This window comes from Amycolatopsis vancoresmycina, assembly GCF_000716785.1.
GTDB lineage: Bacteria > Actinomycetota > Actinomycetes > Mycobacteriales > Pseudonocardiaceae > Amycolatopsis > Amycolatopsis vancoresmycina.
Window position 1 is genome coordinate 94,378 of the sequence record NZ_JNYY01000002.1, and the last position, 14,919, is coordinate 109,296.

General features: G+C 71.4%; 14 protein-coding genes. 2 read left to right on the top strand and 12 right to left on the bottom strand.

Annotated elements, in window-relative coordinates; all coding sequences use genetic code 11:
- Nucleotides 1–3: 3 nt before the first annotated feature.
- The 9 genes from wsfD to OO60_RS06035 all read right to left on the bottom strand — a co-directional run bounded on the left by wsfD (nt 4) and on the right by OO60_RS06035 (nt 9,823).
- Nucleotides 4–1,437 (bottom strand): glycan biosynthesis hexose transferase WsfD, encoded by a 1,434-nt coding sequence (gene wsfD / locus OO60_RS05995; protein WP_003096457.1) that lies wholly within the window; start codon nt 1,435–1,437, stop codon nt 4–6.
- Entirely contained in the window at nt 1,434–3,155 is a 1,722-nt protein-coding gene (locus OO60_RS06000; RefSeq protein WP_003096459.1) for a hypothetical protein, read from the bottom strand. The genes wsfD and OO60_RS06000 overlap by 4 nt, the downstream gene beginning before the upstream one ends.
- A gap of 309 nt (nt 3,156–3,464) precedes the next feature.
- Nucleotides 3,465–4,433 (bottom strand): lysylphosphatidylglycerol synthase transmembrane domain-containing protein, encoded by a 969-nt coding sequence (locus OO60_RS06005; RefSeq protein WP_003096460.1) that lies wholly within the window; start codon nt 4,431–4,433, stop codon nt 3,465–3,467.
- A gap of 12 nt (nt 4,434–4,445) precedes the next feature.
- Nucleotides 4,446–5,690, bottom strand: a complete 1,245-nt coding sequence (locus OO60_RS06010) for an acyl-CoA reductase (protein ID WP_003096463.1) — start codon at nt 5,688–5,690, stop codon at nt 4,446–4,448.
- Entirely contained in the window at nt 5,687–6,739 is a 1,053-nt protein-coding gene (locus OO60_RS06015; RefSeq protein WP_003096464.1) for a LuxE/PaaK family acyltransferase, read from the bottom strand. The genes OO60_RS06010 and OO60_RS06015 overlap by 4 nt, the downstream gene beginning before the upstream one ends.
- The gene (locus tag OO60_RS06020) at nt 6,736–8,130 is read right to left on the bottom strand and encodes an AMP-binding protein (protein ID WP_003096465.1); all 1,395 of its coding nucleotides are present in this window, start codon (nt 8,128–8,130) and stop codon (nt 6,736–6,738) included. The genes OO60_RS06015 and OO60_RS06020 overlap by 4 nt, the downstream gene beginning before the upstream one ends.
- Complete coding sequence (locus tag OO60_RS06025) at nt 8,127–8,855, bottom strand: SDR family NAD(P)-dependent oxidoreductase (RefSeq protein WP_033260992.1); 729 nt, start codon at nt 8,853–8,855, stop codon at nt 8,127–8,129. The genes OO60_RS06020 and OO60_RS06025 overlap by 4 nt, the downstream gene beginning before the upstream one ends.
- The gene (locus tag OO60_RS06030) at nt 8,848–9,093 is read right to left on the bottom strand and encodes an acyl carrier protein (RefSeq protein ID WP_003096467.1); all 246 of its coding nucleotides are present in this window, start codon (nt 9,091–9,093) and stop codon (nt 8,848–8,850) included. The genes OO60_RS06025 and OO60_RS06030 overlap by 8 nt, the downstream gene beginning before the upstream one ends.
- A gap of 10 nt (nt 9,094–9,103) precedes the next feature.
- Nucleotides 9,104–9,823, bottom strand: coding sequence for an acyl-ACP--UDP-N-acetylglucosamine O-acyltransferase family protein (locus OO60_RS06035; RefSeq protein ID WP_003096468.1), 720 nt, complete (start codon nt 9,821–9,823; stop codon nt 9,104–9,106).
- 149 nt (nt 9,824–9,972) lie between these two features.
- Here OO60_RS06035 and OO60_RS06040 point away from each other — a divergent pair, with 149 nt between their 5' ends.
- Together OO60_RS06040 and OO60_RS06045 are read left to right on the top strand one after the other, a co-directional pair.
- Entirely contained in the window at nt 9,973–11,079 is a 1,107-nt protein-coding gene (locus OO60_RS06040; protein ID WP_003096470.1) for a DegT/DnrJ/EryC1/StrS family aminotransferase, read from the top strand.
- Nucleotides 11,076–12,032, top strand: a complete 957-nt coding sequence (locus tag OO60_RS06045) for a Gfo/Idh/MocA family protein (RefSeq protein WP_033260993.1) — start codon at nt 11,076–11,078, stop codon at nt 12,030–12,032. Before OO60_RS06040 ends, OO60_RS06045 begins: the two co-directional genes overlap by 4 nt.
- Nucleotides 12,033–12,134: 102 nt before the next feature.
- Here OO60_RS06045 and OO60_RS06050 read toward each other — a convergent pair whose 3' ends face one another.
- The 3 genes from OO60_RS06050 to OO60_RS06060 all read right to left on the bottom strand — a co-directional run bounded on the left by OO60_RS06050 (nt 12,135) and on the right by OO60_RS06060 (nt 14,783).
- Nucleotides 12,135–13,475: a M20/M25/M40 family metallo-hydrolase gene (locus OO60_RS06050; RefSeq protein WP_209441375.1), complete on the bottom strand. Its 1,341-nt coding sequence runs from the start codon at nt 13,473–13,475 to the stop codon at nt 12,135–12,137.
- Nucleotides 13,476–13,560: 85 nt separating this feature from the next.
- The gene (locus OO60_RS06055) at nt 13,561–14,274 is read right to left on the bottom strand and encodes a hypothetical protein (protein ID WP_033261086.1); all 714 of its coding nucleotides are present in this window, start codon (nt 14,272–14,274) and stop codon (nt 13,561–13,563) included.
- Nucleotides 14,271–14,783, bottom strand: coding sequence for a SigE family RNA polymerase sigma factor (locus OO60_RS06060; RefSeq protein WP_004559086.1), 513 nt, complete (start codon nt 14,781–14,783; stop codon nt 14,271–14,273). The genes OO60_RS06055 and OO60_RS06060 overlap by 4 nt, the downstream gene beginning before the upstream one ends.
- Nucleotides 14,784–14,919 lie beyond the last annotated feature (136 nt).

Consider the following 14,919-nt stretch of genomic DNA (forward strand, 5'->3'; position numbering starts at 1 on the left):
AGGTTACGGGACCGTAGGTTGTTGACCGCTGTTCAGCGGGGAAGAACACAATGTGACGGCGATCAGCAGCGCGAACAGCGCGACGGACTGGTGCTTGGTGCCCTCGATGCCGTCGCCCAGCGCCGCCGTCCCGAACTGCGTCACCGAGACGGCGAACAGGAACGCCAGCGGGACACCGAGTGCGGTCCGCCGCCGCCCCCAGGCCCTGACCAGCACGAACAGCCAGATCGGCAGCAGCGCGAACAGGCCGAGCGGGGCGATCAGGCCGGTCAGCCACGACACGACCGGCACCCGGTGCTCCTGCGCGTGCGGCGGGAACCCGGCGCTCTGGTCGAAGCTGCCGAGGTAGTCCGGCCGCGCGGTGAGCTGGTCGGTCGCGGCGCGGTCGAGCACCCCGAGCGTCCGGCCCGGGTGCGTCGCGAAGTACGTCACGACGTTCCGGCGGCTGATCTTGTCGCGGTACTGCGGGTACAGCGGGTCCATCGTCGCCGGGTGCGGGTGCCACCAGCCGTTGCCCGCGTACTGCGCGAACGACGCCGGGAGCCCGAGCTCGGCCAGGTCGGCTCGGGTGTCGTGCTTCCCGTCGACGATGTTCAGGAAGATCGAGTTGAAGACGTTGATCTCGCGCGAGTCGTCGCCGGGGAACTCGGTGTACGTGCCGTCGGGCGCCCGTGCGGGCTCGACGCTCTGCTGCGCGTAGAGCGTGACAGCGCCGATCGCGCCGATGACCAGCACCGCCGACGCCCACCGCCGCGCACCGCGCAGCCCGCCGGGCCGGACCAGCAGGATCGCCAGCGCGAGGATCGGCAGGACGGTCAGCGTCTGGACCTTGGCGTTGACCACCAGGACGCCGCCGGCGAACGTCACCGCCATCCCCGCGTAGCTCCACCGGCCTTCACGCGCGGTCAGGAGCAGGCCGCCGACGGCGAGCAGCAGGCCGAGGAAGGCCGCGCCTTCGCCGAGGATCGCCGCGAAGTAGCCGAAGAACGCCGAGTCCGCGACGACCAGCAGGAGCCCGGCCGCCACGAACAGCCGGGTCCGGCGCGGGTGCGGCAGGCCGAGCACGATCGCCGTCACGGCCGCCGCGGCGATCACGCTGCTCAGCAGGCCCAGGATGACCAGGCTCAGCGTGCCGAGCAGGCCGATCAGCCGGCCGATCCGGACGGCCAGGTCCGCGAGCCAGCTCTGCGTCAGCAGGTACGTCGGGCGGCACGTCTCCGGGGTGGGCCGGTAGGCGAGGTGGACGAACGGCTCGGGCAGGCCCTTCCAGGTGATCCCGGCGCCGCACAGCACGCGGCCGCCGTCGCCGTTGTTGGACATCGCGACCGGCCGCGGCACCAGGAACCGCACCACGAACAGCGCGAGCGACGCGCCGAACACCCCGATCCCGAGCCGGGCTTCCGCGCCCAGCTGCCGGTCCGGGGCCTCGAGCTTCACGAAGGACAGGGTACGTAGCGGAAGTCCGGGCCCTTGTCGAGGTCGGCGACCAGCGCCTTCGCCTCTTCCGCACGCGGGTACACCGACACCCAGTACGGCGTGCCGACCCGGCGGAAGGTCGCCACCTGGTACTTGCCCGCGTACACCGGGTCGATCGCGCAGTGCTGGCGGTCGCCGTAGCCGGCGTCCGGCACGGCGACGGCCGGGCGGCGGCCGTTGACCACGTAGTCGTAGTCGGTCGCGACGCCGCCGTCGTGCTGCCCGTCGCGGGCGATGTGGTCGTCGGTGCGGCCGAAGACGTCGACGATGAGCAGCTGCCCGCCGTGGGCGGCGAGCGCGCCGGGCGCGGCGGCGCTGACCACCGAGCCGGGCGGCAGGTAGTCGCCGAGCCAGCCGCCGATCTCGGCGAGCTCGATGCCGTGCGCGCGCCAGTCGCGCACGCGGTCGAGCATCTCGGGGCTGAAGACCGAGACGAGCACCGCGATCCCGGCGAGCCCGCAGGCGGCCACCGGGACCAGCCGCGTCCCGGCGGGCGACGGTTTCGGCCGGGGCGACGGCTTCCCGGCGAGGCCCGCGGTGAGCACGCCGTAGGCCGCGAGGGCCCCCACGGCGAGCAGGGGCGGCACCGGGGCCAGCAGCCGCCACGAGGGGCCGGGGTCGCCACCGGTCACCACGGCCGCGGCGGCCAGCCCGACGGCCGTCGCGAACAGCAGGCCGATCAGGGCGCGGGCCTCGGTGGCGGTGCCGGTTCGTTCCTGGGGCCTCGCCACCCGGGACGCGGCGGCGGCGTTCGGGGCCTCGACGGCGTCGGTGCGGCGCAGCAGGAGCGCGACCGCGGCGACCAGGCCGAGCAGCAGGAACCCCTGGTGCGCCAGGGCGAACCCGGACAGGTACGGCCAGCCGGCGGCGAGCTGCGCGCCGAGCGGTGCGCCGAGCTTCGCGGCCAGCGGCGCGGGGAGGAAGTGCTGGTAGAACGTCGCCCGCCAGGCCAGCCGGGGAATCAGGAACACCAGCGCACCGAGCAGGTACCCGACCGGCGCCCACCAGGTGTGCTTCCGCTTCAGGGCCGCACCGGCCAGCCACAGACCGGCCAGCACGCCGACCACCAGGCCCTCCGGGCTGGTCATCACGGCGAAGGCGACGAGCACCCCGGCGACCACCGGGCGGCGCGCGGCGAGCGAGTAGCCGACGGCGAGAACGAGCAGCACGAACAGCGGGACTTCGGAGCCCGACGCCCCGTAGACGGCGAGGCCGCCGGCGCTCGCGGTGAGCACCGCGGCGGCCACCCCGATCGCCGGCCGCGGCTCGGCGCCGTCCGGGGTGGCCGCGGCGACGGTCCGGTTGACCAGGAAGCAGGACAGGAGCACGCAGCCGAGCGCGGCGAGCACCCCGAGGACGATGGCCGTCGTGCGGACGTCGGCGCCGAACGCGGCGCGCGGGAGGGCGATCAGCACCAGCCAGAGGAAGTTCGTGTACCCCTCGACGCGTTCGCCGGGGTTGAAGACCGGGCCGTTGCCGTCGGCGATGTTCTGGGCGTACCGGAACGTCACGAGCGCGTCCTCGGTGACGGTCGCGAACAGCAGCTGGTGGAGCAGGGAAAGGCCGAGCGTGAGGGTGAGGACGAAGCCGCGCCAGCCGCGGTCGGTGTCCAGGCGGTTCCAGCTGAGCACCACGGTTGCGGCGACGACGAGCCACGCCACCACGACCGCGTAGACCACCCGGCCCCCTCACCTCGTCACCGCACCTGCCCCGGCCGGGCGGGCCACGCCAGGTTATCGATCATCGGTGGCGAGGCGTTTCCCGTGGACCGGCAAACAGGGAATTCCACGACCGAGAATAACCCGATCGGATGCCGGATCGGACGGCTGAAGTGACGTCCCCGAAAGGTGGGGACGCGCATTTCGGGGACGTCAGTTCACCACCGCCGGATACGCGAGGCGGCAAATCGTTTTCGGTGTTCGACGAATTCCGCGCCGACGGTTGTCCACAAGTGCACAGGTCCTGTGGACAACCTGTGGGCAACTGCGTCAGGCCGCGGTGACCGCCGGACGCGCGGACCGGGCCGCCACGGCCGCCAGGCCCGCGGTCAGCAGGTCGGCCACCGTGAACATCACCCGTGAGGCCACCGCGAACGCCGTCGCCTGGCCGACCGTCAGGCCGCTCGCCGTCAGGACCGCCACCTGGGCCACCTCGCGGACGCCGACGCCGCTGGGGAGGATGAACGCGAACGTGCCCACCGTCATCGCCACCGCCATCGCGCCCACGCACAGCACGAAGCCGCCGAGACCCGGCGTGCCCACCGAGTTGGCCAGCAGCCACAGGTGGACGCCCTGCAGGCACCACGCCGCCGTCGACGCGGCGAACACCTTGCCGATCACCGCCCAGCCCAGCGGGTGCGCCAGCGGCGGGCGGCGGAGGATCCGCAGCACCAGCGACGTGCCCCAGGTCAGGATCTTCGGGTGCAGCATCGCCAGGCCGAGCGGGATGAGCACGAACAGCCACAGCGCGCGCGGGCTGTTGCTGAACACCGCCGGGGCCGCCAGCAGCGACACCACCAGCGCCGAAACCACACCGACGCCGAGCTGGATCAGGGAGCCGGTGAAGATGCGGGCGCGGGCCAGGCCCGCCTTGCGGCCGAGCTCCATCTGCAGCAGGTACGCCCAGACCGAGCCCGGCACGTACTTGCCGAGCGAGCCGACCAGGCAGATCTGGGCGCCGCGGGCGTAGCCGATCGGCTCGCCGAGGTCGTCGACCATCATCTGCCAGCCCCAGGTCGACACCAGGATGGCTGCGACCAGGGCGACCAGGCTGAGCAGCGACGACTCCCAGGCGACGTCACGCAGGGTGTGCCAGAACTCGCCCCAGTTCGCCGCCAGCTGCTTGGCCGCGAAGCCGATGACCAGCACGATCGCGACCCACCGGACGACGTCGAGGAGCTTCGCCCGGGTGGACTTCGGCTGCTTGCCCGCGGCCGGCAGGTCATCGACTGTCGTCATCGACGGCTCTCCTCAGGCCTGCACCGTGACCAGGCGGCTGAACTCGGAGAGCAGATCGTAACCGTCCCACACCGCCGAGAAGGTCAGGGCGGAGCCGAACGGCACGATCCGGTCGACGCCGCGGCCCGCGAGCTCGTGCGCGAACGCCGTCAGCTCCTCGGCGGTGAAGCCGAACTGGCTGACCGTCTGGTCCTTCCGGAGGACGATCGGCACCAGGTCGGACAGAGTGGACACCCGCGCGTTGGCGAACGTGCCTGCACCGAGCCACTCCCGCGGCAGCACCGCCGGGTCGGCCAGCTCGAGCGTCGCCAGGCCGTTGCCCTGGAAGGCGATCTCCTTGACCAGCCCGTCGACCGCCGCGCCGTACGCCGAGACGCGCTTCTGCACCGCCATCGCGGGCTCGGTGACGTGCTGTTTCGTCTCCAGCACCGCGGCCAGCAGGGTGCGGAACTCGCTCCCGGCCTCGCGCGCGCCGGATTCGTCGCCGACCCAGAACACCGCGCGCGGCGACGAGCAGGCGGCCTGGTCGAACCAGTACGAGTCGTTGTAGAAGCCCTCGGCGGCCGCCCGCCGCTCTTCGGCGGACGCGCGCTGCCAGCCCGCCACCGACGCGACGGCGAAGGACGAGCGGTCCGGGAACGTCAGGTCACGCGCGTGCGGGGCGAGGGGGTACTTCCGCAGGGCCGCGACCGAGCCGTCGCCGCCCCAGATGACCCGCAGGTCGGCGGCCAGCGACAGGGCGCCGCTCACCTCGTCGCTGCGGTCGTAGGTCACCATCCGCTGGGTGGCCGTGATCGCGGCCGCGGTGTCCGCGTCCACTTCGGACAGTGCCGCGTTCAGCGCGTCCAGCACCGCCTCGGCAGCCCCGGCCGAGCGCGACGAGACGCGCACGACGTTGTGGTTGCCCGCCAGCGCGGACAGCGCCCAGGAGTAGACGAAGATCGTGTCGACGTTCGCCGGCGGCACGTGGAACACCAGCCCGCGCGGGAACCGCAGCGCGTTCCCCGAAGTGTCCAGAGTGGACAGTGCCTTGGCGATTTCCCCCTTGCGCAGGAAGAAGCCGAGTGACGCCAGCTCCGGGAACCGCCGCGCGGTGGCCGGGGCCAGCAGCTTGCGGGCGAACTTCGTGACGAACTCGACGATCCGCGGGTCACCCACGCGCAGGCGGCCGCCGGGCGGCTCCGCGCGCAACTGGCCGACCAGGTCGCTCACGGAAACCGGAGCCGACTCGGGGAAACGCTGGGTCAGGGAAGTCACGCTGCCGCTCCCGAGAATGTGTCGGAGCACCCGCGGGCCTCCGCCTTCGGCAGCCGCCCGAGCACGGAGAAGTGCTTGCCCGGCCAGTCACCGTCGTCGATGCCGTTGTAGACGCCGAGGTCTTCGGTCAGCAGCACGTGCCCCGGGTACGACGTCGGCAGCGTCGAGACGACCTCGATCACGCCCGGCTCCCCCACCGGCTGCTCTTCCCACGTCTCCGGGTTGCGGATCACGACGTCGGCGAAGTCCGGGCAGTACAGCGAATTGCCGGACGGGCCCTCGAGGAACACCGTGCCGATCTGCTCGATCATCCCGTAGTAGTTGTGGATCCGGGTGAGCCCGGTGTCCTCCTTGAACCGCCGCCGGAACTCGGTGTTGTCCACGGCGCGGTCGATCAGCTTCTTCCAGCCACCGGAGTGGATCAGGATGCCGTTCGACAGGTCGAGGTCGTTGTCCCGCGCGACTTCGTACAGGTACAGCCAGACCATGAACGTGAAGCCGAAGATCAGGAAGGGCTTGTCGCCGTACTCGGCCAGGAACTTCTTCACGGCCTCGACGTCCGGCTGGTCGTTCTCGTCGAGCACGTACGTGTGCTTGCGGCCGAAGTTCGCCATGCCCAGCACACCAGCTCCCCGCGCGGAGAACGACCGGCGGTTCTTGATGATGCCGATCGTGTCGACCATCAGCATCGGCAGCCGCTCGCCGCCGAGGACTTCCTGCAGCGTCGCGCCCAGCTGCTTGGTCTGCGCGCCCGCCGACTCCTTGTCCAGGTAGATCCGGGACGCGCCGGCGCCGGTGGTGCCCGACGAGGTCAGCGTCTTGAACACCTCGCTGTCCGGCACCGACTTGAGGTCGTGCGTCTTGAACATCCGCACCGGCAGCCAGGGCAGCTCGGCGATCGCGCCGAAACGTGCGTCCGGCGCGATGCCCAGCGAGGACAGGATCCGGTCGTAGCCTTCGGAGTTCGCCCGGTGGTGGGCGGTGAGCGAAGCCAGCTCGGGCAGCAGCAAGGCTTCCCGGTCGGCCTGCGACCGCGTGAACACACTCATACCTGCCCCTCCAGGGTCCGGTAGTCGATCTTGCCGCTGGCCAGCAGCGGCACGGTGTCGATCGGGCGGACGTCGAACCCGCTGACGTGCAGGTGCAGCCGCTCGGACAGCGCCCGCGACGCGTCCTTGCAGATGTCCTTGTCCGCCCCTTCGGCGAACAGCACGACCTTGTCGCCGGCGGGCACCGCGGCCACCACGTCGATCCCCACCGCCGCCGTGCGCACGGCCTGCTCGAGGTCGTCGAGGCTGACGCGGTTGCCGAACACCTTGCCGATGCGCTTGAGCCGGCCGGTGATGAACAGGTAGCCCTCTTCGTCGAGGTACCCGAGGTCACCGGTGGCCAGCACGCCGCCGAATTCGTCGCCCTTGGCCAGTCCGGACTCGTCGTCCGCATAGCCCAGCATCACATTGGGCCCACGGTAGACGACCTCACCGACAATTTTCGGGTGCGTGGTCTCCGACCCGTCGTCGCGACGGACCGAGAACTTGCCGCCCGGCAGCGCCGGCCCGGCGGAACCGAGCTTTTCGGCCAGCCGCTCGGCGGGCACCGTCGTCATCCGCGGCGCGGCCTCGGTCTGGCCGTACATGACGTACATCCGGCCGCCGACCGCGAGCATCTTGTCGTTGAACTCGGCGATCAGCTCGTCGCGCAGCTTCCCGCCGGCCTGCGTCAGGGTGCGCAGCGTCGGGTACTTCGCGGGGTCGAACTTGAGCCGCCGCAGCATTTCGTAGTGGTACGGGACGCCCGAGAGGGACGTGACGCCGTAGGTGTTCACCGCGTCCCAGAAGCCGCGGCCGAGCACCCCGGACGGCTCGATGACGATGGTCGCGTCCCGCACGAGGTGCGAGTTCAGCACCGAGAGGCCGTAGCTGTAGTGCAGCGGCAGGCAGGTCGGCGCGACCTCGTCGGCGTCGATGTGCAGCACCTGCGCGATGGCGTCGGCGTTGGCCAGGATCGCCTGCCGCGAAAGCCGGACGAGCTTCGGGTTGCCGGTCGAGCCGCTGGTCGGCAGCAGGACGGCGAGGTCGGGGTGGGGCTGGACACCGTCGGCGGCGTCACGGACCCAGTCGGCACCCCGCGCGGTGTACCCCTCCGGCGCGTCGCCCGAAGCGGCCAGCACGGCCGCCGGGCGGAAGCGCGAGACCAGCCCGGCCAGCACGTCGGCGTCCAGCGCCGGGTCGATCAGCGCGATCGCCCGCCCGGACTCGAACGCGCCCAGGTAGGTCAGCACGCTGCCGAGGTCGATCGACATCCGCGCGAACACGACGCCGGTGGGCAGCGCGTCCACCGCTTCCATCGCGCGGCCGACCTCGGCCGACAGTTCCGCGCCCGCCAGCGTGCGGCCCCCGGCCACGTCCACCAGCCGGGCTCCCGCACCCAACAGCGTCACAGCACCAAGCCTCCGTCGATCCCCAGCACCTGGCCGGTGACGAACGACGCTTCGTCGCTCACCAGGAACCGGATCGCGTTCGCCACTTCTTCGGGCCGGCCCAGCCGCCCGAGCGGCGTCTTACCGGCGTTCTCGGCCTTCGCGTCTTCGCTCAGGCCCGCAGTGAGATCGGTCTCGATCACGCCCGGTGCGACCGCGTTGACGCGGATGCCGGACCGGCCGAGCTCCTTCGCCGCCGACTTCGCGATGTTCGCCACCGCCGCCTTCGAGGCCGCGTACACCGTCTGACCAGCACTTCCGTACTCGCCGACGATCGAAGCGAGCACCACGATCGAGCCGGACTTCTTGCGCATCATCGCCCGGGCCGCGGCCTGGACGGTGTGCAGCGTGCCGGCGACGTTCGTGCTCAGCGTCGCGTCGACGACGTCTTCCTTGATCATCCCGAGGAGCGCGTCCTCCATGATCCCGGCGTTCGCGACCACGATGTCCAGCTTGCCGTACTCTTTCGCGACACCTCTGACCAGCGAAGACACCGCTTTCGCGTCGGTGACGTCGAGGGCGAGCCCGGAAGCGCCCACCGAAGCCGCGGCCTCTTTGGCGCGAGCCTCGTCGCGGCCGGTGAGCACCACCGTCGCGCCCGCTTCGACCAGCGCGCGGGCGGTGGCGAGGCCGATGCCCCGCGTCCCGCCGGTGACGAGCGCGACGCGACCGGACAAATCAGTCATTCTTCGACTGCAGCTCGGTGACCATGTCGACGGCGACCTTGAAGCTCGACATGTCGATGACCTGGTCGGTGTCGAACTCGACGTCGAACTCGTCCTCGATGGCCGCGACCAGCGCCATGTGGCCGACCGAGTCCCACGCCTCGATGTCGCGGTACTTCAGGTTCTCGACGTCCACACCGCCGTCGAGGTCCAGCGCCTCGACGAAGACCTCGCGCAGCTTGGGGGCGACTTCCGACATCTGACAGCTCCTAGTGCTCGTCGCGCGGGCGAGCGTCCCACGCCTTTACCAAGGTAGAGAGGTCGCCGGGCAGCGTGACGTCCGGGAGACCTTCCTTGCCCTTCAGCCACGGCCCGAGGGCCTCGATCGTCTCCTCGTCGAGACCGCGGCGGGACAGCCCCACCACGTTGACGCCGGTGACGCGGGCCGGGTTGCCGACGGCGATGGTGAACGCGCCGATCTCGCGCCGCACCGCCGAGCCCATCCCGACCATCGCGCCGGGCCCGATCACGACCTTCTGGTGCAGGATCGCGCCCATGCCGAGGTTCGCGCCGTCCCAGATGTGGCAGTGGCCACCCGTGACGGCGTTCGAGGCGATCGTCACGCCGTCGCCGACCAGGCAGTCGTGCGCGATGTGGCTGTTGCGGAGGTAGTAGCCGTCGCTGCCGACGGTCGTTGTCCGCCAGGTTCCTTGGTGAACGCTCACGTACTCCCGGATCCGGTTGCGGCTGCCGATGACGACACCGTGGCCGTCGTGATCCGGGTCCCCGGTCGGTGCGTCTTCCCAGGAGGCGGGATGCGGACGGTTGCGGTCCTCGCCGGGCGTGCCGATCGTCACGTGCGGGCCGATCCAGTTGCCGTCGCCGATCCGGGTGGGTCCGGCGATCACCGCGAACGGCCCGATGACGTTGTCCTCGCCGAGTTCGACACCTTCGCCGATGACGGCGGTCGGGTGGATGCGGTTGGCCACGGGCGGGTATCCGTTCGTCGGCGGCTGGGTACTGGGCGCGCGGCCGCGCCCGGTAACGTGTGGCCCGCGTTGCTGCAGGGCGGCCGGGCGCAGAACCGGCGGCTCACTGTACCGGACGCGCCGAAATCGCCTGCCGAGAGAGACTGCCCATGATCCCCATCACTGTGGTCGACGTGCGTGACGCGGAGGACCTCGTCGTCGAGGTGCTGCGCTCCGGCGCCATCGCACAGGGACCGATGGTCAAGCGCTTCGAGGACGCCTTCGCGGCGGTCTCCGGGACGAAGCACGCGATCGCGGTCAACAACGGGACCACCGCGCTGGTCGCCGCCCTCCAGGTGCTCGACCTGAAGCCGGGTGACGAGGTCGTCACCTCGCCGTTCACCTTCGTGGCGACGCTGAACGCGATCCTCGAGGCCGGCGCGACCGTCCGCTTCGCCGACATCCGGCGCGACGACTTCGCGATCGACCCGGACGCCGTCGCGCGCGCCGTCACCGACCGCACGAAGGTCCTCATGCCGGTGCACCTCTACGGCCAGACGGCCGACATGGGCAAGCTGGCGCCGCTGGCCGCCGAGCACGGCCTGCAGGTGATCGAGGACTCGGCGCAGGCCGTCGGCGCGTCGTTCGAGGGCAAGCAGGCCGGTTCGTTCGGCATCGGCTGCTTCTCGCTGTACGCGACGAAGAACATCACCACTGCCGAGGGCGGCGTCATCACCACGGACGACGACGCGCTGGCCGACAAGCTGCGCGTGCTGCGCAACCAGGGCATGCGCGCCCGCTACCAGTACGAGGTCGCGGGCCACAACTACCGGATGACCGACCTGCACGCGGCCGTCGGCATTCCGCAGCTGGCCAAGCTCGACCAGCTGACCGCCGCCCGCCAGGCGAACGCGAAGCGCCTGTCCGAGGGGCTCGCGGGGACGCCGGGCCTCGACGTCCCGCAGGTGCTGCCGGGCCGCGAGCACGTGTGGCACCAGTACACCGTGCTGGTCGGGCCGCACGCGTTCCTCTCGCGCGACGAGCTGGCCGCGGCGCTCACCGAGCGCGGCATCGGCAACGGCATCTACTACCCCAAGATCGTCTTCGACTACGAGTGCTACGCGGGTCACGACCTGATCCCGGGCGCGCGCGTCGAGGACTTCCCGGTGGCCCGCGCCGTTTCGGAGCAGGCGCTGTCACTGCCGGTGCACCCGCACCTGACCGAGTCCGACCTGGACACCATCATCGAAACCGTTCGCGAGGTACTGGGCGCATGACGCATCGGATCGCTCTTGTCGGTACCGGGAACATGGGTTCCCTCCACGCCCGCGTGCTCGCCGGCAACGAGCGCGTCGACCTGGTCCGCGTGATCGATCCGCGCGAGGAAGCGGGCAAGGCCGTCGCCGAGCGGTACGAAACCCAGTGGACGCCGGAGATCGGCTCACTGTCCGATGTGGACGCGGTGGTGCTGGCCTCGGCCACCGAGGCGCACTACGACCTGGCGCAGGAGATCCTCGGCCAGGGCAAGCCGATGCTGGTCGAGAAGCCGGTCTGCAACAGCTTCGAGAAGTCGCAGGAGATCGTCTCCCTGTCGGCGTCGAAGGACGTCCCGCTGATGTGCGGGCTGCTGGAGCGCTACAACCCGGCGGTGATGACCGCGCGGGCGCTGGTGAACGAGCCGGTGCACCTGATGGCCCGCCGCCACGGCCCGTACGCGCCGCGGATCAAGACCGGCGTGGCGTGGGACCTGCTGGTCCACGACGTCGACCTGGCGATCCAGTTCTTCGGCGGCGCGACGCCGTCGCGCGTGACGTCCGGCGCGGGCTACTTCCACCCGTCGTCGGTCGAGGGCGCCGAGGACACCATCGAGACGGTGCTGTCGTTCGAGACCGGCCTGGCCACGGTGTCGGCGTCCCGGCTGGGGCAGAAGAAGGTCCGCTCGCTGGTGGTGTCCGAACTGGACCGGCTGATCGAGATCGACCTGCTGCGCCGCGACGTCACGATCTACCGGCACGTCTCGCACGACTCCGTCACCCCGGACGGCCTCGGCTACCGGCAGCAGACGGTGATCGAGATCCCGGAGCTCGTCACGGCGCGGGAGCCGCTCGCCACCCAGCTGGACCGCTTCTGCGACCTGCTGGAGGGCAAGATCGACGCCGACACCGAGCGCGACCTGATCCTGCCGTCGCACCACGTCGTCGAGCAGGTGCTGACGCAGGCCGCGGCTTAGCTCACCACGGGCAACGGGTCTGCCGCGGCCGTCGTGAGTGAAAAAGCGGGTTAGAACCCGCCTTACCACTCACGACCAGCCACGGCAGACCAGCCAAGCCGCCTAGCTCACCGGCACCGGGAACGCGGCCGGGCTCCGGCGGCCGCCGGGGCCCACCGCGCGGACGCCGAAGAAGACGTTGTCCTTGGACAGGTCGACCTTCGCCGTCAGCGCCGGGCCGACGTCGATCGCGTGCGTCCAGTCCGGCGCGGTCGTCTCGCGCCAGACGACCTCGTAGCTCGTGGCGCCCGGCGTGGCGTCCCAGAGCAGGTCCGAGTCGTTCGTCAGTGCCGCCGTGCGGATCTTCGCGCCCTTCGGTGTCCCCGGTGCCGTCGCGAGGGACCACAGCGTGGCGCCGTTCACCAGCGCGACCCGGGCGGTGAACGGGAAGTCGCAGAACTCCGGCAGGTCGCCGTACTGGACGCCGTTCTCGACGCGGACGTCCTGGTGCTGGTGGGCGAAGTCCTCGTTCGGTTCGGTGAACCGCGCCGCCGGGTAGCCCTGCTCCAGGAAGCCGATGTGGTCGCCGCCGCGCAGGTAGCGGTCGCGCCGATAGATCACCCGGACCGTCATGCCGGTCGCGTCGTTCTCCGCCACGGACTTCACGAACCGCGCCAGTTGCCGCGGCGGGGAGTCGTTCTCACCACCGATGCTGCGGCGCAGGTTCGCCTCGGCCGGCGTTTCCGCGGTCGGGACGCCCTCGGCGAACAGCCGGATCGTGCCGGGGTCGCGCGTGCCGTCGTCGGCGCGGCTCGAGCCGACGATGTCGTTGGTGAACATCGCCTGGACGTCGGTCCCGGCCGCCTTGAACTGCTGCGCCATGAATCGCGAGCCGTAGAGGCCCTGTTCTTCGCCGGCGACGGCCGCGAAGACGATCGTGGCGGCCGGCTGCCGCGTCGAGAGCACCCGGGCCAGCTCCAGGGACACCGCGACGCCCGAAGCGTCGTCGTCCGCGCCCGGCGCGTCCCCGGTGAAGTCCATGACGTCGCTGCGGCGCGAGTCGTAGTGCCCCGAAACGACGTACACGCGCCCCGGGTCGGTGGACCCGCGCAGCGTCGCGACGACGTTGGTGATCGTCGTCGGCACCGGGATCCGGTCGGCGGGCGGCTGGACGTACGACTGCAGCGCGACGCTCAGCCGGCCGCCGGAAGCCGCCGCGATCTGCTGGAACTGCGCGAACAGCCAGTCGCGCGCCGCGCCGATCCCGCGGGCGGGGTCGTCCTGGGCGGACAGCGTGTGCCGGGTGCCGAACGCGGCCAGCCGCCGCACGGTCGCCTCGATCCGCCGTTCGTCGACCTGGCGGAGCAGCGCCCGCAGTTCCGCGTCGGGGCGCTGCGGGCGGATCGGGCCGCCGGGGCCGCGATCGCCGAGCTCGGTGGCGCCGGCCGGGACGGCGGCCGCCATGCCGAGCGCGGCCGTGGCGGTGAGGAACGCTCGTCGAGAGGTCACCGTTGGGTTCTTACGCCCGCTTCCCGCGGCCGGGTACCGCCTACTTGGTGAGCCGCTTGCCGTCGGCGTCGTAGGCGATCAACGGCGTCAGGACGGCCGAGTCCGGGACCTGGGCGGGGTCGAACCAGAAGATGACCACGGTCGCGTCCGCGGTCCAGGTCGCCAGGTGGGCGTCGACGGTCTTGCCGTGCACCGTCGTCGTGATCCGCGCCGCCCGGCCCGAGAAGTAGCCGAAGACCGGGATGAGCTGGTCGCGGATCACCTCGCCGCCGTCGGTGGCGTGGAACCCGAACGACAGGTCGGTGCCGCGGGTCTCGTTCGACACCAGCACCGCCTCCAGCGAGTCCCCGGACCGGAAGCCGGCCACCAGCCCGAAGCGGACGTTCGGCAGCTCCGGGAGGTCGACCGCTTTCGCGTAGAGGACGATTTCGCCGGCCGGGGTCCGGATCCCGGTGCCCACGACGTCGCCGATCGCCTGCGCGACCGGCGGCCGGCTGGTCGTCGGCGCCGGTGTCACGGACACGGGTGCGGGCGGCTGCGCGACCGGAGCGGGTGACGGCTGGCGCAGCTGGACGGCGAACACGATGACGAGCACGACGGCGGCCGCGGCGGCGATCCCGGCGGTGCCGGTCAGCACGCGGCGGCGGCGCCGGAGGCGGGTGCCGTCCCGCATGATCCGGGCCAGGTCCGGTTCGGCGAAGGGCTCGCCGGGAGGCTGCCGGAGGGCCGCGCGGAAGTCGTCGAGCTCGTTCACCGCCCGCACCCCCCGATCAGCGTGTCTTCGGGATCGGCCGCTTCGATCCGCAGCTTGGCCAGCGCCCGCGAGTTCGTGCTCTTCACGGTACCCACGGAAACGCCGAGCTCACGGGCCACGTCGGCTTCCGGCAGGTCGAAGAAGTGGCGCAGCACGACGACGGCCCGTTCGCGGGCGGTGAGCGTCTTGAGGACCGCGGTGAGCCACGCGCGCTGGGTGACGGCCTTGTCGACGTCGAGGCGGTCCTGCTGCTCGGGCAGCGCTTCGGTGGCGTACTCGCGGATCGGGCGCCGCCAGCCGTCGATGACGTGGTTGACCAGGACGGTCCGGGCGTAGCCGTAGGCGTCTTTGTGCCGGACCCGCGACCAGGCCGCGTAGGTGCGGGTGAAGGCGGTCTGGGCGGCGTCCTCCGCCTGGTGGCGGTCACCGGTGAGCAGGAACGCGGCGTGGGTGAGCCGCGCCGACGACGCACGGACGAACTCCGCGAACTCCTCGTCGCCCCGCGCCATCCGTCACCTCACTCCGTCCTCACCCAGCGACGGCCGGGCCCGCGAAAGGTTGCTTCCCGATCTTGGTCACGTCCACGGACTGAAACGTTGCGTAACCGCAATCCCGCGCTCCGTTACCGAGCGCTAGATTGTCTTG